Here is a 21,561-nt window from a genome sequence, read left to right as displayed (position 1 = left end):
CATGGCGCGCGTACGTACCGAAATGCCCGCGGCCGGGGCGGTGGCGGCGCTGGTCGATGGCGAGGGGCGCCTCGCCGTGCGGGTAACTCCCGGATCGCGCAGCGAGGCGCTGGCGATCGAGGAGGGGCACCTCATCGCCAAAGTGCGCGCCAAGCCGCAGGACGGCAAGGCCAACGAGGCGGTGCGTTCGTTGCTGGCGAGCGCACTTGGCCTTGCGCCCTCGCGGCTCGAATTGTTGCGCGGCGCAACTTCGCGCGAGAAGCTGTTCAGGGTTGCGGATAGCGGCAGCTGACGTGCAGCCCTGCCAGCGTCAGCAGAGCGCTGGCGCCGGCGGCAAAGAACAGTCCGCTCGCGGCGAAACGGGTGAAGCTGAGCGCACCGAGCGCCGCGCCCGCGGCAAGCGCGAGCCACAGGAGCGCGTGCGCAAGCACCGGTTGCGGCGGACGCCCGGTCAGGCGATCGGCGAGCCAGTGGCCCATGCGCACCACGGCGCCGGTGAGATAGGTCAGCGCCACCGGGACCTCGCCGGCGCGCAGCGCCATGTTGAGCGCCCCCATGGCGAGGACGAGAAGCACCATCATCGCGGCAGTCTGCGCGAAGAGGGCGCAGATCGCGGCGAGCGCGAGCAGCGCGGTGACCAGCGCCAGGACCGCGCACTTGCGCCAGCGACCCGCAAGGTGGGCGGTCACCCCGCCGAGAGTGACCCCGAAGAGGAAACCGGCAATCAGCAGCGCGGGGATCGCGGCCAGCCTGGGGGCGACGATCACTTCGGTCGCGAGGCGGGTGGTGTTGCCCGACATGAACGAGACGAAGTAGCGATCGGCGCTGAGATAGCCGGTGGCGTCGACGTAGCCCGCGAGGGCGGCCAGGCCGGCGGCCAGCGTCCGGCGGGATCGATCGAGCCTGTTCATGGGGCGAGGCTAGCCGAGCGCGTTTCTCCTGTCAGCCCGTGTGGGGGCCGAGGCTTCTCAGGAGGTCACTGGATTCTGCGGAGGGCGCACCGCCATCGCCGCGCACAAGTCGGCGAGCACTTCGCCCATGGCATCGGCGATCTTCTTGGGTTCGGGGGCGACGTCGGCGATGGCGCGCTGGATCGCGCCCGCCCACTGGTCGGCGGTCTGGGTGGTGATGCGGAAGGGCTTGTGGATGCTCATCATGCAGCGGTCGGGGTGCGCCTCGAACCAGTCGCGCGGCCCGCCCGCCCATCCGGCGAGGAACTGGGGCAGCGATTCGCGCATCGGGGTGAGGTCGGGCGCGTGCATCGCGCGCAGCTCGGCATAGGCCGGATCACTGTCCATGAGATCGTAGAAGCGCTGGGCGATGGCCTCGAAGACCGGCATTCCGCCCAGCAGGTAGAAAGGCGTGCGCGGCGTCGTGGGAGGCGTTTGCGAAGCCGCATCGGGGCGCGGCGGGGCATCGGCGTGGGCGGTCACGGGCAGGTCTCCACAGGCGGCTTTCGGGACGCTTGCGTGCTAGCCCGGAGCGCGTGCGCCGTCCTTGATACCGGTCAAAGCGGCCCGATTCAGTCCTGCACCAACGCGCGCAGCGTGGCGAGGCGATCGGCCTCGTGCGGCGGCTTGTCGGCGCGGATGCGGCTGATGCGCGGGAAGCGCATGGCAAGGCCGGACTTGTGGCGGCGGCTTGCGTGGACCGAATCGAAGGCGACCTCGAAGACCAGCGACTTGTCGGTTTCGCGCACCGGCCCGAACCTCTGGACCGTGTGGGTGCGCACGTGGCGGTCGAGCTGCTTCAACTCCTCGTCGGTGAAGCCGAAATAGGCCTTGCCCACCGGCAGCAGCTCGGCCCCCGCGTCGGGGTCACCATCCCAGCAGCCGAAGGTGAAGTCCGAATAGAACGAGGAGCGTTTGCCCGAGCCGCGCTGCGCGTACATCAGCACGCAGTCGATCAGCAGGGGATCGCGCTTCCATTTGTACCACAGGCCTGTCTTGCGCCCCGCGACATAGGGGCTTTCGCGGTGTTTGAGCATGACTCCCTCGATCGCGGCGTCGCGCGCCGTTTCGCGCAGGCGCGCAAGGTCTGCGAAGTTGGTTACGCCGATCAGCGTGGAGAGATCGAAGTGCTGCGGATCGAGCCGGGGCAACAGGGTCTCGAGCGCGGCGCGGCGCGCGTGCCAGGTCCGGGCGCGCAAGTCTTCGCCCTCGCGCTGGAGAAGGTCGTAGAGGCGCACGAAGGCGGGGGCTTCAGCGCGCAGTCGCTTCGAGACGGTCTTGCGACCGAGGCGTTGCTGGAGCGCGTTGAAACTGCCCGCGCCACCGTCCCTGCCGCCTTGGGCATCTCCGCGCACGAGCAATTCGCCGTCGAGCACGCAATCGATGTCGAGCGCCTCGGTAATCTCGGGGAAGCTCGCCGAGATGTCGTCGCCCGAGCGCGAATAGAGCCGGGTTTCACCAAGGCCGCTTTCGCCGGGGCTGCGCACCACTTGCACGCGGATGCCGTCCCACTTCCATTCGGCGGCGTACGTCGCGAGATCGAGTATCTCGTCCTCGCCGAGCGGGTGGGCGAGCATGAAGGGGCGGAACAAGGGCAGGTTGCCGGTCTCTGGCGCTGGTGCACCGCGCGCCGCCCAGTCGAACAGCGCGGTATAGGGGGGCGCCTGTCCGTGCCAGTGTTCCTCGACGTCCTCGAGCGCGACGTCGAAGGCCTGCGCGAAGGCGGTCTTGGCGAGCCGGGCCGAGATCCCGATCCGCATGGCCCCGGTCGCCAGCTTCAGGAGGGCATAGCGGCCCTCGGCGTCGAGCCGGTCGAGCAGGCGGGGCAGGTCCTCCATCACGTTGGCGCGTGTCATTGCGGAAAGCGCGGCGACCGCTTCGCCGACCGTGGGCGGGGAGGCGGGATCTCCGGATTCGGGCCAGAGCAGGCTGGCGGTCTCGGCGCTGTCGCCCACGTAGTCGCGGCTCAGCGTCCAGAGTTCGGGATCGACCCGCTCGCGCATCAGGTTGCGGATCGTGCTGCTCTTGACCGCCGCGAAGTCGAGCCCGTCGGACAAGGCGGCGAGCGCGTAGCCTCGGTCGGGATCGGGCGTCTCACGCAGGTAATGCGCCAGGGCGGCAAGCTTGGCGTTGCGGCTGCGCGTGTAGACGAGCGTGTCGAGGAGGGCGGCGAAGCGTTCCATCAGCCGTCCTCGTCCTCTTCGTAGCCCAGCATCGCAAGCGCGCGCGCCTTGCGCTGGTTGAGTTCGCACCAGCGCAGCATCGCGTCCTCGCGCCCGTGGGTGATCCATGTTTCACGTGGAGCAACGTCGACCACGGTCTGCGTCAGTTCGTCCCAGTCGGCGTGGTCGGAGATGATCAGCGGGAGCTCGACTCCGCGCTGGCGCGCTCGCTGGCGCACGCGCATCCAGCCCGAAGCCATGGCGGTCAGCGGATCGGGCAGCCGGCGGCTCCAGCGATCGTTGAGCGCCGAGGGCGGGGCGAGGACGATGTGCCCCGCCAGCGCCTCTCTCGAGGGTGCATCGGATACGAGCTTCAAGGATCCCAGGTCGATGCCGAAGTTCTCATAGAGCCGGCACATTGCCTCCATCGCACCGTGCAGCCAGATGGTCTGGTCATGCCCGGCCGCGCGCAATTCCGCGATCAGGCGCTGCGCCTTGCCGAGGGCATAGGCGCCCACGAGCACGCAGCGTTCGGGCTGCAGGGCCAGCGCCCGGGTGAGCTTGGCGATCTCGTGCGCGACGGGGGGGTGGCGAAAGACCGGCAGGCCGAACGTGGCCTCGGTGATCAGGACGTCGCAAGGGGTGACCTCGAAGGGAGGGCACGTGGGGTCGGCGCGGCGCTTGAAGTCGCCGGTGACGATGACGCGTTCGCCTGCGTGTTCGAGCAGGATCTGCGCCGAGCCCAGCACGTGGCCCGCCGGTATCCACGTGGCGCGTACCGAACCGGGCAGGGTTACGCTTTCGTGGTAGGGCGCAGGGCGGGCGCCTTGCGAAGTTGCGTAGCGCAACTTCATGATCGCCAGCGTTTCGGGCGTGGCAAAAGTCTCGCCGTGGCCGCCGCGCGCGTGATCTGCGTGGCCATGCGTCACCAGCGCGCACGCGACGGGCCGGGCGGGATCGATCCAGCAATCGGCGGGAACGACGTGAATTCCCCAGGGCTCGGGGTGGATCCAGGCGAAATCACGGGGCATGCATGAAAAATGGGGCGGGAACCGCGTGGTTCCCACCCCATTCGTTCGAGTTCACTGCAACGGCGATCAATCGTCCGAGCTGGCCTCGGGCTTGGGATCGGCCTCGGAGCCTGAGTCCGACTTCTTGGCCGGTGCCTTCTTCGCGGTCGTCTTGCGCTTGCTGGTCTTGGAGACCTTGGGCGCGGACGGGGTCAGTTCGAAGTTGAGGCCGTTCTCGTCCTTGACGGTGACATGGACCTCGCCGCCGTGCGCGAGCTTGCCGAAGAGCAGTTCCTCGGCCAGCGGCTGCTTTACCTTCTCCTGGATCACGCGGCCCATCGGACGCGCGCCGTAGAGGCGGTCATAGCCCTTGTCGCCCAGCCAGGCGCGGGCGTCCGCGTCGAACTGGATGTGCACGTTCTGGTCCGCCAGCTGCAGTTCGAGCTGGAGGATGAACTTGTCGACGACCCGGCTGATGGTGTCCTTGGCAAGGTAGGCGAAGGGCACGATGGCATCGAGACGGTTGCGGAATTCGGGGGTGAAGAGGTTCTTCACCGCCTCGTCGCCCGCATCCGCCTTCGAGATGTCGCCAAAGCCGATGCCGTTGCGCGCCATGTCCGAAGCGCCCGCGTTGGTGGTCATGATCAGGACCACGTTGCGGAAATCGACGGTCTTGCCGTGGTGGTCGGTCAGCTTGCCGTTGTCCATCACCTGCAGGAGGATGTTGAACAGGTCGGGGTGCGCCTTCTCGATCTCGTCGAGCAGGAGCACGCAGTGCGGCTGCTGGTCGATCGCGTCGGTAAGCAGGCCCCCCTGGTCGAAGCCGACATAGCCCGGAGGCGCACCGATCAGACGGCTGACCGAATGGCGCTCCATGTATTCCGACATGTCGAAGCGCTGCATCGGGATGCCCATGATCGAGGCGAGTTGCTTGGCGACCTCGGTCTTGCCCACGCCCGTGGGGCCCGAGAACAGGAACGAGCCGATCGGCTTGTCCGGATCGCGGAGCCCGGCGCGGCTGAGCTTCATCGCGGTCGAAAGCACGTCGATCGCCTTGTCCTGGCCGAAGACGACGCGCTTCAGGTCACGTTCGAGATTCTCGAGCGCCTTCTTGTCGTCCTTCGACACCGACTTGGGCGGGATGCGGGCCATCGTCGCGATGACCTGCTCGATCTCACGCGCGCCGATCGTCTTCTTGCGGCGGCTGGGCGGCACCAGCATCTGCATCGCGCCGACTTCGTCGATCACGTCGATCGCCTTGTCGGGCAGCTTGCGGTCGTTGATGTAGCGCGCCGAAAGCTCGACCGCGGTCTTGATCGCATCGGGGGTGTACTTGACCTTGTGGTGGTCCTCGAAGGCCGAACGCAGGCCCTTGAGAATCTTGATCGTATCCTCGATCGAAGGCTCGTTGACGTCGATCTTCTGGAACCGGCGCAGCAGCGCGCGGTCCTTCTCGAAGTGGTTGCGGAATTCCTTGTAGGTCGTCGAGCCGATGCAGCGGATCGTGCCGCCCGACAGCGCGGGCTTCAACAGGTTGCTGGCATCCATCGCGCCGCCGCTGGTGGCGCCGGCGCCGATCACGGTGTGGATCTCGTCGATGAAGAGGATCGCGTGGGGCATCTTCTCGAGTTCGGAGACGACTTGCTTCAAGCGTTCCTCGAAGTCGCCGCGGTAGCGCGTGCCGGCCAGCAGCGAACCCATGTCGAGCGAGTAGATCACCGCCTCGGAGAGCACCTCGGGCACCTCGTCCTCGACGATCTTGCGCGCCAGGCCCTCGGCGATGGCTGTCTTGCCCACGCCCGGATCGCCCACGTAGAGCGGGTTGTTCTTCGAGCGACGGCACAGGATCTGGATCGTGCGGTCGACTTCGGGGCCGCGCCCGATCAGCGGGTCGACCTTGCCGTTCAGCGCCTTTTCGTTGAGGTTGACGCAGAACTGGTCGAGCGCGGAATCCTTCTTGTTTCCGGCGGCCTTGGTCTCGGCCTTCTCTTCGGGCTGGGGCGCGGCGTCTTCCGCACCCTTGCTCGAGCGGTCCTCGATGCGCTTGCCACCCTTGCCGATGCCGTGGCTGATGTAGCTCACCGCGTCGAGGCGGCTCATGTCCTGCTGCTGCAGGAAATAGACCGCGTAGCTGTCGCGTTCGGAGAACAGCGCGACCAGAACGTTGGCGCCGGTCACGGTGTCCTTGCCCGAGGACTGCACGTGCAGGATCGCGCGCTGGATCACGCGCTGGAACCCGGCGGTGGGCGAGGGATCGCCCTTGTCCTCGGTCTTGAGCGACTGGTATTCCTGGTCGAGGTACTGGCGCACCACGTCGCCCAGGTCGCCGAGATCGACGCCGCACGCCTGCATGACCTGCGCCGCGTCGGTATCGTCGATCAGCGCGAGCAGCAGGTGCTCGAGCGTCGCGTATTCGTGGCTCCGCTCTGACGCATGGGACAGGGCCGAATGCAGGGTTTTCTCAAGGCTTTGTGCGAAACTGGGCATTTAGCACTCTTTCCAGTTGGAGGATGGCTCCTCTTGAGGGGGAACTGTGATGGATTGTCGTTTCAGACTCAATATAGGCGGTCTCAGGACGCTTGCGAGGGTCGATCGTACAACCCGGGAAGATCCTGAGGCGCCCATCATGATTCCTGCCTGAACGGATCAGGAGGGGAGGACGGGGCCGGTGCGGCGGCCTTGCCGAACAGCGCCTCGGCTGCGAGGCGGTGCGAGGCGGCGCGGGCACGGTGCGCGGTGATCCGGGAAATCTCGGTTTCCAGCAGCGCCTTGCGCGCATCCAATTCGTCAAGCGAGTAGCTGTCCAGGTTCTCCCCGGAGAGGAGACTGGCTGCTCCGAACTTCTGTTCGGACGGCCGGGGCCGAGGTCGCTCGTCGTCGTCCATTGCCCGCAGCATCGGACCTTGGGGGGGGACTTGTCAATGCCTTCTCAATCCACTCGAAAACTGTTCCCAAGCTCCCTCGGATTGTGGCAACAGTGCCCCATGATCGCGTGTTTGCCCGAGACGATGACCGCGGTGGGCTTTTCCACCCCCGGCGGCCCCGAGGTCCTCCAGCCCCAGACAGAGCCGGTTCCCGCGCCTGGCCCCGGCGAGGTTCTCGTCGCAGTGGCCTTTGCAGGGGTGAACCGCCCCGACGTGGTGCAGCGCCAAGGGCACTATCCGCCGCCGCCCGGCGCCTCGCCACTGCCCGGGCTCGAGATTTCGGGGACGGTCGTGGCGCTTGGCGAGGGCGTCGATCAATGGGCACTGGGCGAGCGGGTCTGCGCGCTCGTGGGTGGGGGCGGTTACGCGCCCTACTGTCTTGCGCGGTCCGAACAGTGTCTGCCGGTGCCAGAGGGCCTCGCGATGGACGAGGCGGCGGCCTTGCCCGAGACGCTGTTCACGGTGTGGCACAACGTCTTCGAGCGCGCCTATGCCCGCGAGGGCGAGACGCTGCTGGTTCACGGCGGTACCAGCGGGATCGGCTCGATGGCGACGATGCTGGGGCGCCTGTTCGGGCTCACCGTGATCGTCACCTGCGGCTCGCCGGACAAGTGCGCGCGCGCGCTCGAGATCGGCGCGCACCATGCGATCGACTACAAGGCGGCCGACTTCGTCGAGGAGGTGAAGGCGATCACCGCTGGGTGCGGTGTGGACATCGTGCTCGATATGGTCGCGGGCAACTACGTGGCGCGCAATCTCAAGTGCCTCGCGATGGACGGGCGCCACGTCACCATCGCGGTGCAGGGCGGGGCCAAGGCCGAAATCAACATGGCGGTGGTCATGATGCGTCGTTATACCCTGACGGGATCGACCCTGCGGGCCCGTTCGGATGCGTTCAAGGCGCTCCTGACCCGCGAGATCCGCGAACAGGTCTGGCCGCTCGTGGCCGCGGGCGAGCTTCGTCCGGTCATGGACCGGCGTTTCGCGCTCGAGGAGGCCGGAGCTGCCCATCGTCGCATGGAAGAGGGCCATCACGTCGGAAAGATCGTTCTCGAGGTCGGGTGACCCCGGGGAGAGGGCATAATGAAAGGGATGCGATGAGCGAGGAACTGGTCCTGCACGAGGACCCGCGCAGCGGCAATTGCTACAAGATCCGGCTTACCGCCGCGCTGCTGGGGCAGCCGCTGCGGCGCGTCGGCTACGACATCCTGCGCGGCGAGACGCGCACGAGCGAATTCCTCGCCCGGGTCAACGGCAACGGACGCATCCCGGTGCTGCAGATCGGCGCGCGCTTCCTGCCCGAAAGCAACGCGGCCTGCTGGTACCTCGCCGATGGCTCGCCGCTGATCCCCGCCGACCGCTTCGACCGTGCCGACATGCTGCGCTGGATGTTCTTCGAGCAGTACAACCACGAGCCCAACATCGCGACGTTGCGCTTCTGGCTCCTGTACCTGGGCGAATCCAACCTCACCGCGAACCAGCGCGAGCAGATCGCGATGAAGCGCGCGGCGGGCGAAGAGGCCTTGCGGGTGATGGACGAGCATCTCGTCGGGCGCGAATGGTTCGCAGGGCACGCGGTCTCGCTCGCCGACATCATCCTGTTCGCCTATACCCATCTCGCCGAGGCGGGTGGTTTCCGGCTGGGCGACTATGGCCAGGTCTGCCGCTGGCTGCGGCGCATGGCCGCGTTGCCGCGCTTCGAGGCGATGGATGAGGCCTGAGCGGGCCTGAGCGAACGGGCCCGCGTGTGTCCGGGGCCGGCGCGCGCCGGGTTCGCTCCCCCTATTTGATCCTCAGGGTGATGATACCTATGTTCGCGGCGTGAAGCGCGACCAGCCCCCCGCAGCGAACCATGCCCCCGGGCCGGCGCGATCCGGTCGGCTGTCCGGCGCACGTCGCGCGCGGGCCGCGGGGGCGATCCGGGGATGGGCGGGGCCTGGCACTCGTGCTTTCGCGATTACCCGGCGCGTTCTCGCAGGTGCCTGGAACGATGGCTTCATCCACGCCGGCAACCTTGCCTACATGACGCTGATGGCGCTGTTCCCGTTCTTCATCGTGCTGGCCGCGATCTTCTCGGTGCTCGGTGAGGCGGGGCGGCTCGACGCCTCGATCGACACCGTGCTGCGTTCCATGCCCCCGCGCGTGGCCGAAGTGCTGGCGCCGGTCGCGCGCGACGTGGTCGCCGCGCGCCATGGCTGGCTGCTGTGGTTCGGTGGCCTGGCCGGGCTGTGGACCGCGACGAGCCTGATCGAGACGATCCGCGACATCCTCCACCGCGCTTATGGCGCGCGCAAGCGCCGGGCCTACTGGCACTACCGCCTCTATTCGAGCGGCCTCATCTTCGGCTCGGTGCTGCTGGTGTTGATCTCGTTGTCCTCGCAGGTCCTGATCGGGGCGATCGAGGAGATCGTCGCGATCCTGTTTCCCCGGCTCGAACGCGTGCTCGACCAGATCGTGGTCACCCGCAGCGTCAGCGCGTTCACGCTCTATGCATCGATTTACGGCCTTATTTACCTTCTGACTCCGGGTCGCTATCAGGCGCGCGAATATCCCAAGTGGCCAGGCGCCGCGCTTGTCACCGGTTGGTGGCTGCTGGTGGCCTGGGCACTTCCGCGCGTTCTGCGCAATTTTTTCGTCTATGATCTCACCTACGGAAGCCTTGCCGGGGTGATGATCGCCCTTTTCTTTTTCTGGCTCGTCGGCTTAGGGATGGTCGTGGGGGCAGAGTTGAATGCAGCACTTGCGGTAGCGCCCGATCAAGGAACCAAGGGCGAGCCAACCGCTGCGGCCACCGGGCCGTACGATAACGAAACACGGGAAGATAACGAATGACCGGTCTGATGCAGGGTAAACGCGGCCTGATCATGGGCCTCGCCAATGACAAGTCGCTGGCCTGGGGTATCGCCAGGAAGCTGCACGAGCAGGGAGCAGAGCTCGCCTTTTCATACCAGGGCGATGCGCTCAAGAAGCGCGTGCTGCCGCTTGCCGAGAGCCTGGGCAGTGATTTCCTGATCGATTGCGACGTCTCGGACATGGACGCGATCGACGCCGCCTTCGCCACGCTCGCCGAGCGTTGGGAGACGATCGACTTCGTGGTCCACGCGATCGGTTTCTCCGACAAGAACGAGCTGCGCGGCAAGTACGTCGACACCAGCCTCGACAATTTCCTCATGACCATGAACATCTCGGCCTACAGCCTGGTCGCGGTGACCAAGCGCGCGATGGCGATGATGCCCGATGGCGGCTCGATCCTGACGCTGACCTACTACGGCGCGGAGAAGGTCGTACCCCACTACAACGTCATGGGCGTGGCCAAGGCGGCGCTTGAGACTTCGGTGCAGTACCTCGCCAACGACCTCGGGCCCCAGGGTATCCGTGTCAACGCGATCTCGGCCGGCCCTATCAAGACGCTGGCCGCCAGCGGCATCGGCGATTTCCGCTACATCCTCAAGTGGAACGAGCTCAACTCGCCGCTGCGCCGCAACACGACGATCGACGACGTGGGCGGCTCGGCGCTCTACCTCCTGTCCGACCTGTCCTCGGGCGTGACCGGCGAAGTCCACCACGTGGACTCGGGCTATCACCTCGTCGGCATGAAGCAGGAAGACGCTCCCGACATTGCGCTGAGTTGATCGGGAGGGCCTTTCGGCCATCTGCGAAAAAGGGGCCGGGAACAGACTGTTCCCGGCCCCTTTTTCGTGTGTGGTGCAGGACCTCTTTGGCCCAGGCGGATCTCGCCAAAGATGGGGAGCGCGAGGGCGATGGCCCTCGCACACCGTCCTTGCCGCTTACTGCGGCGGCGTGCCTTCGGCCGGAGCCGCGGCGGCCTTGGCGTCCTCCTCGGCCTTCTTCTTGGCGAAGTAGGCGTCTTCCTCCTTCTCGACGGCCTTCTGCTCCTGCGCGGCGCTCTGGTCGATGGTGGAGAGGCGCTTTTCGCGCTCGGCCTCGATCAGCTTGGAGAACTTGACGTCCGAGCCGTTCTTCTTGGAAGCGTAGGCCTTGTCGATCAGCTGCTGTTCGCAGCCCGAGGCGCCGCTCGCGCCGACCGGCGAGCAGCTCATCGTGCCGAACGCGCCGACGGTTTCGTAGGCCTGCACCTTGTCGGTCCAGGTCTGCGATTCGGGGCGGTCGATGCCGCGCAGCGGGGCGGGGATGCGATAGCGCTCCTCCTCGGGCTTGCGCGCGCAGACGGTGATCTCGTTGTCGGTCGACTTGGGGCAGGGATCGTCGCCATAGACGATGACCTGGTTGACGCGGTCGCCACCCTCGTCCTGGGCGGCGGCGGGTGCGGCGGCCAGGGTAAGGCCTGCGCTCAGGGCGGCGAGCGCGGCGGCAGTGGTCAGAAGGCGGGTCATCGTCTCGAACTCCAGATTCCGGCGGCCAGGCGCACCGTCATTGTTCTATACCCCGGCGCGGCTTGAACGATAGCTTAAGTTCGCGCGCAAGGACTTGCGGGGGATCAAGGGCGCGCAGGGCCGGGTCAGATCCGCTCGGACAGCTTGATCGCGGCACGGCAGCCCAGGCGGATGGCGTTGAACAGCAGCGGATAGGCGGGCGCCTTCTCGGCCCCCGCGGCGAGCGCGGCGTCGCGGTGTTCGCGTTCCTCGTCGCGGAACTGGCGGATCGCGTCGCCCAGTTCGGGATCGTCCTCGCCCAGTTCCTCGAGCTGCTCGGTGTAGTGCTTGTCGATCTCGGTCTCGATCGCCGCGGTGCAGGCCATGGCCGCCTCGGGTCCGATCAGCGCGGTGGCCGCGCCGAGCGCGAAACCCGCGACCTTCCACACCGGCTGGAGCAGCGTCGGGCGCACGCCGCGCTCGGCGACGAGCTCGTTGAAGCGGCGCCAGTGAACGTCCTCCTGCTCGGCCATGTGCACGACTTCGCCCGAATGGGGTGCGCGGTTGCCCATTACCGCCATTTGCCCGGCGTAGATGCGCACGGCGCCGTATTCACCGGCCTGGTCGACGCGGATCATGCGGTCGGTCAGCGCCTTGCGCGGGGAGGTGGTCATCTCGTTCATGCCTTCTTGCCAAAACCGATCAGGAACAGGATGGCAAGCGCCGAGGCGGTGGAGACGAGGAAGTTCCACCCGGCCATCGAGATGCCCAGAAACGCGAATTGCACGACGTCGCAGCGGATCACCGGCGCGGCCATGATCGCATCGAGCGGGTTGCCACCCTGCGTGGCGGTGGTGGCGCACGTCGTGACGCCTTCCCACCAGCCCATTTCGACCCCTGCGTGGTAGCCGCCGATGAGGCCCGAGGTGAGGATCGCGAGCGCCGCGACGGCGACCAGCGGGCGCACCGGCGCGCGCAGGAAGGCGAGCGCGGCGAGCGCGAGCGCCAGGAAGTGCGGATAGCGCTGCCACCAGCACATCTCGCAAGGATAGAGATGGAAGCCGTACTGGCCGATGTAGGCTCCTGCCAAGGCGCCGGCAGGAACCAGCAGGGCAAGCGCGCGTGCGGCGCGGATCGGGGCGGGGACGGGAACGCTCATGGCGGTGCGCCTCAGTCCTTCTTCGCCGGGGCCTTGGTCGCGGCCGGGTTGGGTGAGACCGGCTTGGCCGCGGCGGCCAGTGCGGCGGGCTTGCCCGCGGTGCGCTGCAGGGTGGAAATGGCGTAGTGGAGCTGGAAGTCCTTGATGCCCTGCGCCTCGAGTTCCTTGGGCGTCGCCGCGAAGCGCGGATCGTCGGTCTTGTCGCTCTCGAGGTCCTTGTCCTCGAGGCCCGCCTCGTTGATCAGGTGACCGCGCAAGTCGGATTCGCGCACCGCGCGCTCGGCGCGCAGGCGCGCGTCGGGATCGGAAAGCTGGGGGACCTCGATGTCGGGTTCGATGCCGCCTTCCTGCACCGAGTGGCCCGAGGGGGTGTAGTAGCGCGCGGTCGTGAGCTTGATCGCGCTGGTGCGGTCGAGCGGCAGGAACGACTGGACCGAACCCTTGCCGAAGGTGCGCTCGCCCATAATCACCGCGCGGTGCTGGTCTTGCAGCGCGCCCGCGACGATCTCGGAGGCCGAGGCCGAGCCGGCGTCGACAAGCACGGCGATGGGCGTGCCCTTGAGCGCGTCGCCCTTGAACATCGTCTCGGCGCGGTAGAACTGGTTCTCGCTGGCACGGCGCCCGCGCTGCGAGACGATCACGCCCTTGTCGAGGAAGAGGTCCGAAAGGGCGACCGCCTCGTCGAGCGAACCGCCCGGATTCTGGCGCAAGTCGAGCACGAGGCCGACCATCGGCCCGGTGCCCTTGGTCGCGGCCTGCTTGCGAAGGTCGGTGATCGCCTTGGCGACGTCGACGCCGACATCGCGCGAGAACTCGTTGACCGAAATGTAGCCCACGTTTTCCTTGAGCTCCCAGGTCACCGGCTCGAGCTCGATCACGCCGCGCGTGACGGTCACATCAAAGGGCTCGTCGCGGCCGGGGCGGTAGATCGTCAGCTTGATCGAGGTGCCGGCGGCCCCGCGCATCTTGGAGACCGCCTCGTCGAGGTCGCGCTCGTAATAGAGCACGCCGTCGAGGTGGGTGATGTAGTCGCCCGCCTTGAGGCCGGCCTTCTCGGCCGGGCTGCCCTTGAACGGGGCGATGATCTTGACCGCGCCTTCGTCTTCGACGACCGAAAGGCCAAGGCCCGAGTAGTTGCCGTCGATCATCGTCTCGAGGCGCTGCAGCGAGGGACCGTCAAGGTAGTTCGAATGGGGATCGAGGCTCGCCAGCATGCCGTCGATCGCGCCCTTGAGCAGCTTGTCGTCATCCACCTGGTCGACGTAGTTGTCCTTGATCAGGGCGTAGATGTGGAACAGCTTGTCGAATTCCGGATTCACACGGCTGTCGACCGCGGCGAGGCCGGAGGTCGCGGCCGGCAGCACGGCCATGGCCGAGACCAGCAGCGCAGCGCGCATCAGGGGAGCGAACTTCATCGGGCGTTTTGCCTCATTCCTGGTGGTGGCTTGGGTGTTTCGCCACTGGTTTCCGGATTTGCACCCTAACGGCGTGGCGCCCCCCGCGCAATTGCTCGTCCTGCTCGCCCGCCCGCGTTTGCGTCTATTCGCGGGTAACGGGTGGCGGCGAGGAACCAATTGGGACGGCGTCGCATTAACGCAAGGATCACAATGCGTTCATGGCACGCTCAGGATGAACACATCCTTGCGCCGCGTGCCTTAGGGGACAGGGCAATGACGGCAGGTAACTTCACGATGGTCTTCATTGACGCGCAGGGGACCGCGCAGCGCCGCAAGGCCTTCAAGGCGCAGAGCCTTTCCGATGCCTTCCTGCAGACACGCAACGCGGCGATGGAACAGGCGGTCGAGCTGTGGAAGGGCCGCTCGCGCATCTGCACGCTGAGCCCCGGAAGCTGAACAAACCTAGAGATCGCGCAGGAACTGGAGCGGATTGACCGCTTCGCCCGCGCGCCGCAGTTCGACCATGACCCTGGGGTTGCCGGGCCCGGTCATGCCAAGCGGCGCGCCGCCCACCACGCTCTGGCCGACCTCGACGTCGAGCCGGGCGAGCCCCGTGATAAGCGTCATCCAGTCGGCGTCGTGTTCGAGAATGACGATCCGGCCGTGGCCGCGATAGGGCCCCGCGAAGGCCACGCGCCCGGCGGCGGGGGCAACGATCTGCGCGTTGGGGCGGGTCTCGAGCGTGATGCCCTTGGCGCGCATCTGCCCCGGCTGGTCCTCGCCGAAACCGGTGACGAGGCGGCCCATTACCGGCATCGTCCAGCTCGAGAGGCCTTCGGGTGGCGGCACGAACTGCGCGGCGTCGAGGACTTGCGCCGCCTCGGGACGGGGCGGGCGCATCAGCGGGCCGGGCAGGGCGGCAAGTTCCGCACGCAGGCGCCCTTGCGCGTCCATCGTCTCGACGAGCTCACCCAGGTCGCGCGCCTGTTCGGCCAGTGCGAGTGCACGACGGCTCTCACGCGCGGCATTGCCACCCACTTCGTGGCTGGCGAGGCGCTGGCGGGTCTCGAGCACGGCAAGGTCGCGGCGCTTGGCGAGCATGCTGGTGTTGGCCTTGCGCAAGCCGGCTTCGGCGAGGCGGGCCTCGGCCTCGAGCGCGCGGCCGCGTTCGATCTCCCGGCGCAGCGCGGCGGTGCGCGTCTCCACTTGCGGGAGCATCGTGTCGAGCAGCGCGCGCAAGTAGACCGCGTCGCGCACCGAGCCCGGGCGCAGCAGCGCGAGCAGGGTCGGGCGGCGCGAGAGGCGTTGCAGTGCGCCGGTCAGGCGCACCAAGGGGCCCTGCCGCCGGGCGAGATCCTCGCGCAAGTTCCCACGCTTGGCTGTGACCAGTTTCACCTTGGCTTCCTGCGCGGCGATTTCGGCTTCGTTTTCCTGGATTCGCGCGGCGAGAGCGGCGGCCTCGCGCGCGGTCTTCTCGGCCTGTTCGGTCACTGCGCGCGCGCGTTTCTCGAGCGCCTCGGCGCGCTTGCGGGCCTGCGCGCCCTCGCGCTGGGCGGCGAGAATCTGCTCTTGCGCCTTCGTGGCATCGACGCCGGGTGCCAGCATCGCGAAGCCGCCGGGCTGGGAAAGGGCGTGAGAGGCGAGCAGGCCGCCGGTTCCCAGACCACAGACCAGCAGCAGGAAAGGCGCGCGCTTCATGGATCCAGCCCTAGGCCAAGGCGCGCCCGTGGGGAAGGGGAGGGTGGTCCATCCAAGGGCAGACCCCTGACATTTCCGGGAAAAATTCCTATCTACCGGTTCGAGAAGCGCCAGAACGAGAAGAAGAAGACCGGATCATGTTTGCGATCGGCTGCCTCATGCCTGCCCTGCTGTTCGTCGCCGGGGCCATTTTCGGAGCCATGCTGGGGGGAAACAGCGGGTCGATGTGGGGGGCTGCGCTCGGCTTCGTCGTCGGCTGTCTGGTGCCCGTCGCGATGTTCGCGCTGGCCCGCGGCCAGGCGCGGCGATGAAGGGCGTGCAATGCGAGGCAGGGTCGCGCGGGCCTTGCGAATGGATTTGCTATGGTCGGATTGCGCTGGGCTTGCGGCCCGGTAAGGAGTAGGCCGGAGCGATGTTGGACATTCCCTGGGATCAGCCTGCGACGCTGATCGACCTCGACGGCAAGACGCCGATCATCGGCACGGTGCTCGACTGCGTGCAGCACTTCGCACTGTTCAAGCCCTTCGCCAAGGCGCAGGCGCGTATCCTGTTGACCCGGCCGGTGTTCCGGGTCGGCCAGAAGACGCGGACCTGGGTGCTCAATCCCAACGAGATCGAAATGCTTGTGCAGCGCCGCGTTGCGGAAGAGAATCACCAAGCCCGTCACTAGGCAGGCCCGGGCCAGACGGAGCCTTATTCCGCCGGAACGGCGAGCGCCAGGGTCTCGTCGGAATTCGCCGCAGAGTTTGCGGAACGCGCGATCGCGGGCGGCATTTGCCCGCCATTGGGGGCGAGGCGGCCGTCGATGCGCGCGCCCTGTTCGACCGTCAGGCTGTCGTAGGCGACGTCGCCCTCGATCTTGGCCGACTGCGCGATCACCACGTCGCGCGCGGCGATGGTGCCCTTGACCGTACCGGCGATGCGCACGCTCTCGGCGCGGATCGCGCCGGTGATCGTGCTCTCGATGCCCTGAACGAGCGAGGAGCAGGTGATGTCGCCGGTCACCCGGCCGTCGACGTGGAGATCGACGCTGGCCTCGATGTCGCCCGTGATGGCGGTATCCGCGCCAAGCATGGAGAAGGTTGCGGCGCCGCTCGAGCGGGCCGTGGCAGCGGGCTTGGCCATCGGATCAGCCTTCCTGGTGAACATGGGCGGAGTTTTGCGCGGAAGCTTCGAGGAACGGGCGCGGATTGACCGGCTTGCCATTGACACGCACTTCGAAGTGAAGGTGCGATCCGGTCGAGCGGCCGGTGCTGCCCATGGCGGCGATCGTGGTGCCGGCCTCGACCTTCTCGCCGACGTGCGCCTGGAAGCGCGAAAGGTGCGCGTAGCGGGTCATCAACCCGTTGCCGTGGCTGATCTCGATGCAGTTGCCGTAGCCGTGGCGCCGGCCGACGAACGTCACGCGGCCCTTGGCGGCGGCGTAGATCGGCGAACCCATCGGTCCGGGAAAGTCGAGCCCGGCGTGGAACGCGGCGCCGCCGGTGAAGGGGTCCGAACGGTAGCCGTAGCTCGAGGAGACGTAGGCGACCGAAGCGGGCTTGACCTGCGGGATCGAGGCGAGTCCGTTCTCGAGCGCGTCCATCCGCGCGAGGCTGGCGCCCAGGCGCTGGAAGCGCGGGTCGATCGAACCGTCGGCGGCGGTGGAGAGCTTGATCAGCGGGCCACCTTCGGCCCTGCGCGAATTGCCCTCGATCACCTTCGGGTTGAGGCCGAGCTTGCGGATCGCTTCGCTGGCGCTGGCGGCGCGGCGGTCGGCGTAGCGGGTGAGGTTTTCGACGAAGGCGAGCTGTTCGGCCTCGATACGGGCGAGCGCGCCGGCTTCGGGCACCGCCAGGCTGACCTTGTCGACGGTGCGCTTGGCCTCGGCCTCGCTGTTCGAGACGGTCTCGCCCTTCTGCGAATCCTTGGGCAGGTCGCCGATGTGGGCCTCGACCATCTGTTCGATGAACTTCTGGCGGCGGGCGAGGTCGGAGGCGACCTCGTCGATGCCGTCGCGGTAGTTCTCGACCCGGTCCTCGGCGCGTGCGACCTTGGCCTCGCGGGTGAGCAGCTCGGCCTGGTCGGCGGCGTCGCTCATGCGCGAGAGCGCCATGGCGCCCATCGAGCCGAGCCAGACACTCGCCAGCGCCAACGCGCCGCACAGCGCAAGCGTCTGCGTACGCGACGAAATGCGGATGAAGTGGACATGTCCCTGCGAGCGCATGATGAACTCGCGATCCGGGAAACCTGTCCTGAGACGCGACAGCAGCGCCCCGGCAGATGTGAACTTCAAAACGACCCCACGCTCAGTTTTTAACCAGTCCCCGGGCCGGTCCGGTAGCAGTGAGGGGGTAACAAGGCGAATCTTCCGACCGCAAGGAGGCGCCGATTCAGGGCGAAACGTTCATCAGGAGCGACGAATTGATGGAACTAATGTTCGATCGAGCCTTTGCTCTTGGGAAGCGTGAATTTTGCGCGTTCACCATTGTACGCTCGCCAGAGCGCAAGGTGGATGCCCGAACCGGCACGGCATGCCCGTCAACATGCCCATCCTCGCGGACCGTCCGCGGGGCCCGATCGTCGGACGCGACCGTGACACATGCAAATACAGATGGTAGGCCGCTCCTTATGACTGTTGATACCCTTAGCGCCGGCAGCACCGTTGCCGAGACCCCCGAAGCGCTCGTCGCGCGCCTTGCCGCCGACGGACGCGCCGCCCAGCGCGTGCTGGCCCGCATGAGCGAGGGCCAGAAGGCCGAAGCGCTGCGCGCGGCGGCCGAAGCCCTGCGCGAAGACGAGGCGGCCATTCTCGACGCCAACGCCAAGGACATTGCGGCGGGCGAGGCCAAGGGTCTTTCGGGCGCGATGCTCGACCGCCTGCGGCTCGACGCCGGGCGCCTGGCGGGCATCGCCGACGCCGTCGAACAGGTTGCCGCGCTGCCCGATCCGGTCGGCCAGGTGATCGAGGAAACCTCGCGGCCCAACGGGCTCAAGCTCAGCCGCGTGCGCATTCCCATCGGGCTCATCGGCATCATCTATGAAAGCCGCCCGAACGTGACCGCCGATGCCGCCGCGCTGTGCCTGCGTTCGGGCAACGCGGCGCTGCTGCGCGGCGGCAGCGAGGCGGTGAACTCGAACCGGGCGATCCGCGCCGCCTTCGCCAAGGGGCTGGAGAGCGCCGGGATTCCCGCCGCAGCAATCCAGCTCATGCCGACCCAGGACCGCGCCGTCGTGGGCGCGATGCTGACCGCCGCCGGGCTCATCGACATGATCGTGCCGCGCGGCGGCAAGAGCCTCGTCGCGCGCGTCCAGTCCGATGCACGCGTGCCCGTGCTCGCGCACCTCGACGGCATCAACCACACTTACGTCCACGCCGCTGCCGACCCGGCCATCGCGCGCGACATTGCGGTCAACGCCAAGATGCGCCGTACCGGCATCTGCGGGGCGATGGAGACGCTGCTGCTCGACGCGCAGTTCCCCGGTTCCTCGAACGTCGTCGCGGCGTTGCTCGAGGCGGGCTGCGAACTGCGCGGAGATGCGCGCGCACGCGCGCTCGACCCGCGTATCCTGGCGGCGGACGACGCCGACTGGGATACCGAATACCTGGACGCGATCGTCTCGGTCGCGGTGGTCGACGGCCTCGATGCCGCGCTCGACCACATTGCGGCGCATTCCTCGGGCCACACCGACGCGATCATCACCGCCGACGAGGGGGTTGCCGAACGCTTCCTCGCCGAAGTCGACAGCGCCATCGTCATGGTCAACGCCTCGAGCCAGTTCGCCGATGGCGGCGAGTTCGGCCTCGGCGCCGAGATCGGCATCGCCACCGGGCGTCTCCACGCGCGCGGTCCGGTCGCGCTCGAGGGTCTGACGACCTACAAGTGGCAGGTGCGCGGCACCGGCCAGGCGCGCCCCTGACCGCGGCGAATCGACCGCAAGGACAGCTTGCGTGACGCACGGACCGGTCACCGGCCTGCTGGGCGGGAGCTTCAATCCCGCCCATGACGGGCACCGGCGCATCAGTCTCTTTGCGCGCGAGGCGCTGGCACTGGACGAGGTCTGGTGGCTGGTCTCTCCCGGCAATCCGCTCAAGCCCGCAAGCGGCATGGCGCCGCTTGCGGCGCGGCTCGAATCGGCGCGCAAACGCACGCGTGGCGCGCGGATTCGGGCGACTGCGATCGAGCGCGAACTGGGCACGCGCTACACCGCCGATACCCTGCGCGCGCTTGTGCAGCGTTATCCCAAACGCCGCTTCGTGTGGCTGATGGGAGCGGACAACCTCGCACAATTCCATAAGTGGAAGGACTGGCGCGGTATTGCGCGAGTCATGCCGATTGCGGTTATCGCGCGTCCGGGGTATGATAGGGGTGCCCTCGCGAGCCCCGCGATGGCCTGGTTCAGGCGCTACCGGACGTCCGTCACCAGTCTACGTCATCCGGCGAGATGGAGCGCACCCGCGCTGGTGACATTGCGATTCGACCCCGATACGCGGTCGGCCACGGATATCCGCAAGGCCGATCCGGACTGGGCCCGGAAGACCCTGGAAGGCCATGATGGCCACAGGCTTTCGCGCGATGCCGTCACGCACCGCCCCATTTGCGGAGATGCTGCGTGAGCAAGGCGCATCGCCTTCCCCGCGTATCTTCCGGCCAAACCCGCAAAACCGATCGTGCCCTGCGCCAGGCTGCCCCACTCGGGGTATCCCGGCACTTCGCGTGCGGTCCCCTGAAAGGAGCAGTAAAACCCTAAGATGCCCCAGGCACAGATACAGCCGGTTACGACCGGTGAAACGCCCCCGGCCATGACGGATAGCGACGATCCGCTGCTGGCCACCGTCCTGCAGTCGCTTGACGACGATCAGGCGCAGGACCTCGTGACGATCGACCTTGAAGGCAAGTCGAGCATCGCCGACTTCATGGTCATCGCTTCCGGCCGCTCGACCCGCCAGGTCGCGGCCATGGCGCAGAAACTCGGCGAAAAACTGAAAGCAAACGGCTTCGGCAGCCCGCGCATCGAAGGCCTTCCGGCCGCCGACTGGGTGCTGGTCGATGCCGGTGGCGTGATTGTCCACCTGTTCCGTCCCGAAGTGCGTTCGTTCTACAACCTGGAACGCATGTGGGGCTTCGACGGACCTTCCGGCGCAGCCTGACGGCTGCGTCGCGCGTTCTCGCGCGCCGTTCCAAAATGATCACCCGGCCTGCTGACAGGGCCGGACAACCGGGAAAGGATCGCCCTGCCGGGCCGAGGGGAACCTCGCGCGCCGGGTCGGGCCTGTCATTCCCCGGCCAATCGGCCTAGAAGCGGGGAATGCTCCTTCACATCATCGCGCGTGGCAAGATTGCGCGGTCGCCCGAGGCCGACCTGCTCGACCGCTACGCCAAGCGGCTTACCTGGCCGTTCAAGCACACCGAACTTCCCGATGTCGGCGGGAAGATTCCCCCTCCCTCCCAGACCCCGGTTCGCGAGGTGCTGCTCGACGAACGGGGAAAGGCGATGTCCTCCGAGGAATTCGCCGCGCTGCTCGGGCGCTGGCGCGACGAGGGCGTGCGCGAATGCCGCTTCCTGATCGGCGCTGCCGACGGCCATGGCGACGCGGCCCGCCGCGAGGCCGACCATCTCCTGTGCTTCGGCAAGATGACCTGGCCCCATCTCCTCGCCCGCGCGATGCTGGCCGAGCAGCTCTGGCGCGCGACCGCGATCCTGGCGGGGCATCCTTATCATCGTTCGGGGTGAAGTGTTTTGGAGGGATTGATTCAAGGGGCCATTGCCCCTTGACCCCAAAATCGGCGAGGGCGTGCCGAGCGCGACACTGCCGTGCCGGCACTGTCCGGGACGGTATTGGGAGCTCGAGGGGCGATGCCCCTCGAATTGATCCTTCTTCCCTTTGCCCCACGAAAAAGGGCCACACTCGCGTGCGGCCCTTTTCGATTTTGTGAGGCTGGAAA

The 21,561-nt window shown here is 67.4% G+C and carries 25 protein-coding genes; 12 read left to right on the top strand and 13 right to left on the bottom strand.

Annotated elements, in window-relative coordinates; translation table 11 throughout:
- Position 1 precedes the first annotated feature (1 nt).
- A complete protein-coding gene (locus HT136_RS10675) occupies positions 2 to 292 on the top strand; it encodes a DUF167 domain-containing protein (protein WP_214199746.1) in 291 nt (96 codons plus the stop codon).
- Here the strand turns inward: HT136_RS10675 and HT136_RS10670 are convergent.
- From HT136_RS10670 to HT136_RS10645, 6 genes are all read right to left on the bottom strand, one after another.
- Positions 267 to 911 (bottom strand): DUF1275 family protein, encoded by a 645-nt coding sequence (locus HT136_RS10670; protein WP_214199745.1) that lies wholly within the window; start codon positions 909 to 911, stop codon positions 267 to 269. The two genes, HT136_RS10675 and HT136_RS10670, sit on opposite strands and share 26 nt — an antisense overlap.
- A 57-nt stretch (positions 912 to 968) precedes the next feature.
- A complete protein-coding gene (locus HT136_RS10665; RefSeq protein WP_281423408.1) occupies positions 969 to 1,352 on the bottom strand; it encodes a group II truncated hemoglobin in 384 nt (127 codons plus the stop codon).
- Between the two features lie 170 nt (positions 1,353 to 1,522).
- Entirely contained in the window at positions 1,523 to 3,133 is a 1,611-nt protein-coding gene (locus tag HT136_RS10660) for a cisplatin damage response ATP-dependent DNA ligase (RefSeq protein ID WP_214199744.1), read from the bottom strand.
- Positions 3,133 to 4,143, bottom strand: coding sequence for a ligase-associated DNA damage response exonuclease (locus HT136_RS10655; RefSeq protein ID WP_214199743.1), 1,011 nt, complete (start codon positions 4,141 to 4,143; stop codon positions 3,133 to 3,135). The genes HT136_RS10660 and HT136_RS10655 overlap by 1 nt, the downstream gene beginning before the upstream one ends.
- Positions 4,144 to 4,209: 66 nt before the next feature.
- The gene (gene clpA / locus HT136_RS10650) at positions 4,210 to 6,609 is read right to left on the bottom strand and encodes an ATP-dependent Clp protease ATP-binding subunit ClpA (protein WP_214199742.1); all 2,400 of its coding nucleotides are present in this window, start codon (positions 6,607 to 6,609) and stop codon (positions 4,210 to 4,212) included.
- A gap of 137 nt (positions 6,610 to 6,746) precedes the next feature.
- Positions 6,747 to 7,007 carry a DUF1192 domain-containing protein gene (locus HT136_RS10645; protein WP_214199741.1) on the bottom strand — a complete coding sequence of 87 codons (261 nt, stop codon included), beginning with the start codon at positions 7,005 to 7,007 and terminating at the stop codon, positions 6,747 to 6,749.
- A 99-nt stretch (positions 7,008 to 7,106) separates the two neighbouring features.
- On the opposite strand from HT136_RS10645, the gene HT136_RS10640 reads away from it, so the two are divergent.
- The 4 genes from HT136_RS10640 (at position 7,107) to fabI (ending at position 10,678) form a co-directional block, all read left to right on the top strand.
- On the top strand, positions 7,107 to 8,111 hold the full coding sequence (locus tag HT136_RS10640) for an NAD(P)H-quinone oxidoreductase (protein ID WP_214199740.1): 1,005 nt from the start codon (positions 7,107 to 7,109) through the stop codon (positions 8,109 to 8,111).
- A gap of 32 nt (positions 8,112 to 8,143) precedes the next feature.
- Positions 8,144 to 8,767, top strand: coding sequence for a glutathione S-transferase family protein (locus tag HT136_RS10635; protein WP_214199739.1), 624 nt, complete (start codon positions 8,144 to 8,146; stop codon positions 8,765 to 8,767).
- A 100-nt stretch (positions 8,768 to 8,867) separates the two neighbouring features.
- Positions 8,868 to 9,878 (top strand): YihY/virulence factor BrkB family protein, encoded by a 1,011-nt coding sequence (locus HT136_RS10630; RefSeq protein WP_343222161.1) that lies wholly within the window; start codon positions 8,868 to 8,870, stop codon positions 9,876 to 9,878.
- Positions 9,875 to 10,678 carry an enoyl-ACP reductase FabI gene (gene fabI, locus HT136_RS10625; RefSeq protein WP_214199738.1) on the top strand — a complete coding sequence of 268 codons (804 nt, stop codon included), beginning with the start codon at positions 9,875 to 9,877 and terminating at the stop codon, positions 10,676 to 10,678. The genes HT136_RS10630 and fabI overlap by 4 nt, the downstream gene beginning before the upstream one ends.
- Positions 10,679 to 10,834: 156 nt before the next feature.
- Here fabI and HT136_RS10620 read toward each other — a convergent pair whose 3' ends face one another.
- The 4 genes from HT136_RS10620 to HT136_RS10605 all read right to left on the bottom strand — a co-directional run bounded on the left by HT136_RS10620 (position 10,835) and on the right by HT136_RS10605 (position 13,954).
- Positions 10,835 to 11,401 carry a hypothetical protein gene (locus HT136_RS10620; protein WP_214199737.1) on the bottom strand — a complete coding sequence of 189 codons (567 nt, stop codon included), beginning with the start codon at positions 11,399 to 11,401 and terminating at the stop codon, positions 10,835 to 10,837.
- 125 nt (positions 11,402 to 11,526) lie between these two features.
- Complete coding sequence (locus tag HT136_RS10615; RefSeq protein ID WP_214199844.1) at positions 11,527 to 12,054, bottom strand: demethoxyubiquinone hydroxylase family protein; 528 nt, start codon at positions 12,052 to 12,054, stop codon at positions 11,527 to 11,529.
- 5 nt (positions 12,055 to 12,059) lie between these two features.
- Positions 12,060 to 12,539, bottom strand: a complete 480-nt coding sequence (locus HT136_RS10610; RefSeq protein WP_214199736.1) for a disulfide bond formation protein B — start codon at positions 12,537 to 12,539, stop codon at positions 12,060 to 12,062.
- A gap of 11 nt (positions 12,540 to 12,550) precedes the next feature.
- On the bottom strand, positions 12,551 to 13,954 hold the full coding sequence (locus HT136_RS10605) for a S41 family peptidase (RefSeq protein WP_214199735.1): 1,404 nt from the start codon (positions 13,952 to 13,954) through the stop codon (positions 12,551 to 12,553).
- Positions 13,955 to 14,209: 255 nt separating this feature from the next.
- On the opposite strand from HT136_RS10605, the gene HT136_RS10600 reads away from it, so the two are divergent.
- Positions 14,210 to 14,392, top strand: a complete 183-nt coding sequence (locus HT136_RS10600) for a hypothetical protein (RefSeq protein WP_214199734.1) — start codon at positions 14,210 to 14,212, stop codon at positions 14,390 to 14,392.
- 6 nt (positions 14,393 to 14,398) lie between these two features.
- Here the strand turns inward: HT136_RS10600 and HT136_RS10595 are convergent, their stop codons facing one another.
- Positions 14,399 to 15,634, bottom strand: a complete 1,236-nt coding sequence (locus HT136_RS10595) for a murein hydrolase activator EnvC family protein (RefSeq protein WP_214199733.1) — start codon at positions 15,632 to 15,634, stop codon at positions 14,399 to 14,401.
- Positions 15,635 to 15,771: 137 nt separating this feature from the next.
- Between HT136_RS10595 and HT136_RS10590 the strand changes: the two genes are divergently transcribed.
- A complete protein-coding gene (locus HT136_RS10590; RefSeq protein ID WP_214199732.1) occupies positions 15,772 to 15,945 on the top strand; it encodes a hypothetical protein in 174 nt (57 codons plus the stop codon).
- Positions 15,946 to 16,046: 101 nt separating this feature from the next.
- Positions 16,047 to 16,304, top strand: coding sequence for a hypothetical protein (locus HT136_RS10585; protein WP_214199731.1), 258 nt, complete (start codon positions 16,047 to 16,049; stop codon positions 16,302 to 16,304).
- Between the two features lie 23 nt (positions 16,305 to 16,327).
- Here HT136_RS10585 and HT136_RS10580 read toward each other — a convergent pair whose 3' ends face one another.
- Positions 16,328 to 16,759, bottom strand: coding sequence for a bactofilin family protein (locus HT136_RS10580; protein WP_214199730.1), 432 nt, complete (start codon positions 16,757 to 16,759; stop codon positions 16,328 to 16,330).
- 4 nt (positions 16,760 to 16,763) lie between these two features.
- Positions 16,764 to 17,909, bottom strand: a complete 1,146-nt coding sequence (locus HT136_RS10575; RefSeq protein WP_214199729.1) for a M23 family metallopeptidase — start codon at positions 17,907 to 17,909, stop codon at positions 16,764 to 16,766.
- A 335-nt stretch (positions 17,910 to 18,244) separates the two neighbouring features.
- Here HT136_RS10575 and HT136_RS10570 point away from each other — a divergent pair, with 335 nt between their 5' ends.
- From HT136_RS10570 to HT136_RS10555, 4 genes are all read left to right on the top strand, one after another.
- The gene (locus tag HT136_RS10570) at positions 18,245 to 19,534 is read left to right on the top strand and encodes a glutamate-5-semialdehyde dehydrogenase (RefSeq protein ID WP_214199728.1); all 1,290 of its coding nucleotides are present in this window, start codon (positions 18,245 to 18,247) and stop codon (positions 19,532 to 19,534) included.
- A 31-nt stretch (positions 19,535 to 19,565) separates the two neighbouring features.
- Complete coding sequence (locus HT136_RS10565; protein ID WP_214199727.1) at positions 19,566 to 20,231, top strand: nicotinate-nucleotide adenylyltransferase; 666 nt, start codon at positions 19,566 to 19,568, stop codon at positions 20,229 to 20,231.
- A gap of 186 nt (positions 20,232 to 20,417) precedes the next feature.
- On the top strand, positions 20,418 to 20,765 hold the full coding sequence (gene rsfS / locus HT136_RS10560) for a ribosome silencing factor (protein WP_214199726.1): 348 nt from the start codon (positions 20,418 to 20,420) through the stop codon (positions 20,763 to 20,765).
- Positions 20,766 to 20,923: 158 nt separating this feature from the next.
- The gene (locus tag HT136_RS10555; protein ID WP_214199725.1) at positions 20,924 to 21,349 is read left to right on the top strand and encodes a 23S rRNA (pseudouridine(1915)-N(3))-methyltransferase RlmH; all 426 of its coding nucleotides are present in this window, start codon (positions 20,924 to 20,926) and stop codon (positions 21,347 to 21,349) included.
- Positions 21,350 to 21,561: the final 212 nt, after the last annotated feature.

It is taken from the genome of Novosphingobium profundi (genome assembly GCF_018491765.1).
In the GTDB taxonomy this organism is placed as follows: domain Bacteria; phylum Pseudomonadota; class Alphaproteobacteria; order Sphingomonadales; family Sphingomonadaceae; genus Novosphingobium; species Novosphingobium profundi.
Note: the sequence above shows the minus strand (reverse complement) of the source record. Positions and strands in the feature narration are given on the sequence as shown.

Coding starts and splice junctions, on each gene's coding strand:
- HT136_RS10670 (WP_214199745.1), bottom strand. CDS start 911: ATGAACAGGCTCGATCGATCCCGCCGGACGCTGGCCGCCGGCCTGGCC.
- HT136_RS10615 (WP_214199844.1), bottom strand. CDS start 12,054: ATGACCACCTCCCCGCGCAAGGCGCTGACCGACCGCATGATCCGCGTC.
- HT136_RS10600 (WP_214199734.1), top strand. CDS start 14,210: ATGACGGCAGGTAACTTCACGATGGTCTTCATTGACGCGCAGGGGACC.
- HT136_RS10675 (WP_214199746.1), top strand. CDS start 2: ATGGCGCGCGTACGTACCGAAATGCCCGCGGCCGGGGCGGTGGCGGCG.
- HT136_RS10610 (WP_214199736.1), bottom strand. CDS start 12,539: ATGAGCGTTCCCGTCCCCGCCCCGATCCGCGCCGCACGCGCGCTTGCC.
- fabI (WP_214199738.1), top strand. CDS start 9,875: ATGACCGGTCTGATGCAGGGTAAACGCGGCCTGATCATGGGCCTCGCC.
- HT136_RS10620 (WP_214199737.1), bottom strand. CDS start 11,401: ATGACCCGCCTTCTGACCACTGCCGCCGCGCTCGCCGCCCTGAGCGCA.
- clpA (WP_214199742.1), bottom strand. CDS start 6,609: ATGCCCAGTTTCGCACAAAGCCTTGAGAAAACCCTGCATTCGGCCCTG.
- HT136_RS10605 (WP_214199735.1), bottom strand. CDS start 13,954: ATGAAGTTCGCTCCCCTGATGCGCGCTGCGCTGCTGGTCTCGGCCATG.
- HT136_RS10645 (WP_214199741.1), bottom strand. CDS start 7,007: ATGGACGACGACGAGCGACCTCGGCCCCGGCCGTCCGAACAGAAGTTC.
- HT136_RS10570 (WP_214199728.1), top strand. CDS start 18,245: ATGACTGTTGATACCCTTAGCGCCGGCAGCACCGTTGCCGAGACCCCC.
- HT136_RS10555 (WP_214199725.1), top strand. CDS start 20,924: ATGCTCCTTCACATCATCGCGCGTGGCAAGATTGCGCGGTCGCCCGAG.
- HT136_RS10580 (WP_214199730.1), bottom strand. CDS start 16,759: ATGGCCAAGCCCGCTGCCACGGCCCGCTCGAGCGGCGCCGCAACCTTC.
- HT136_RS10585 (WP_214199731.1), top strand. CDS start 16,047: ATGTTGGACATTCCCTGGGATCAGCCTGCGACGCTGATCGACCTCGAC.
- HT136_RS10660 (WP_214199744.1), bottom strand. CDS start 3,133: ATGGAACGCTTCGCCGCCCTCCTCGACACGCTCGTCTACACGCGCAGC.
- HT136_RS10595 (WP_214199733.1), bottom strand. CDS start 15,634: ATGAAGCGCGCGCCTTTCCTGCTGCTGGTCTGTGGTCTGGGAACCGGC.
- HT136_RS10640 (WP_214199740.1), top strand. CDS start 7,107: ATGATCGCGTGTTTGCCCGAGACGATGACCGCGGTGGGCTTTTCCACC.
- HT136_RS10655 (WP_214199743.1), bottom strand. CDS start 4,143: ATGCCCCGTGATTTCGCCTGGATCCACCCCGAGCCCTGGGGAATTCAC.
- HT136_RS10590 (WP_214199732.1), top strand. CDS start 15,772: ATGTTTGCGATCGGCTGCCTCATGCCTGCCCTGCTGTTCGTCGCCGGG.
- rsfS (WP_214199726.1), top strand. CDS start 20,418: ATGACGGATAGCGACGATCCGCTGCTGGCCACCGTCCTGCAGTCGCTT.
- HT136_RS10635 (WP_214199739.1), top strand. CDS start 8,144: ATGAGCGAGGAACTGGTCCTGCACGAGGACCCGCGCAGCGGCAATTGC.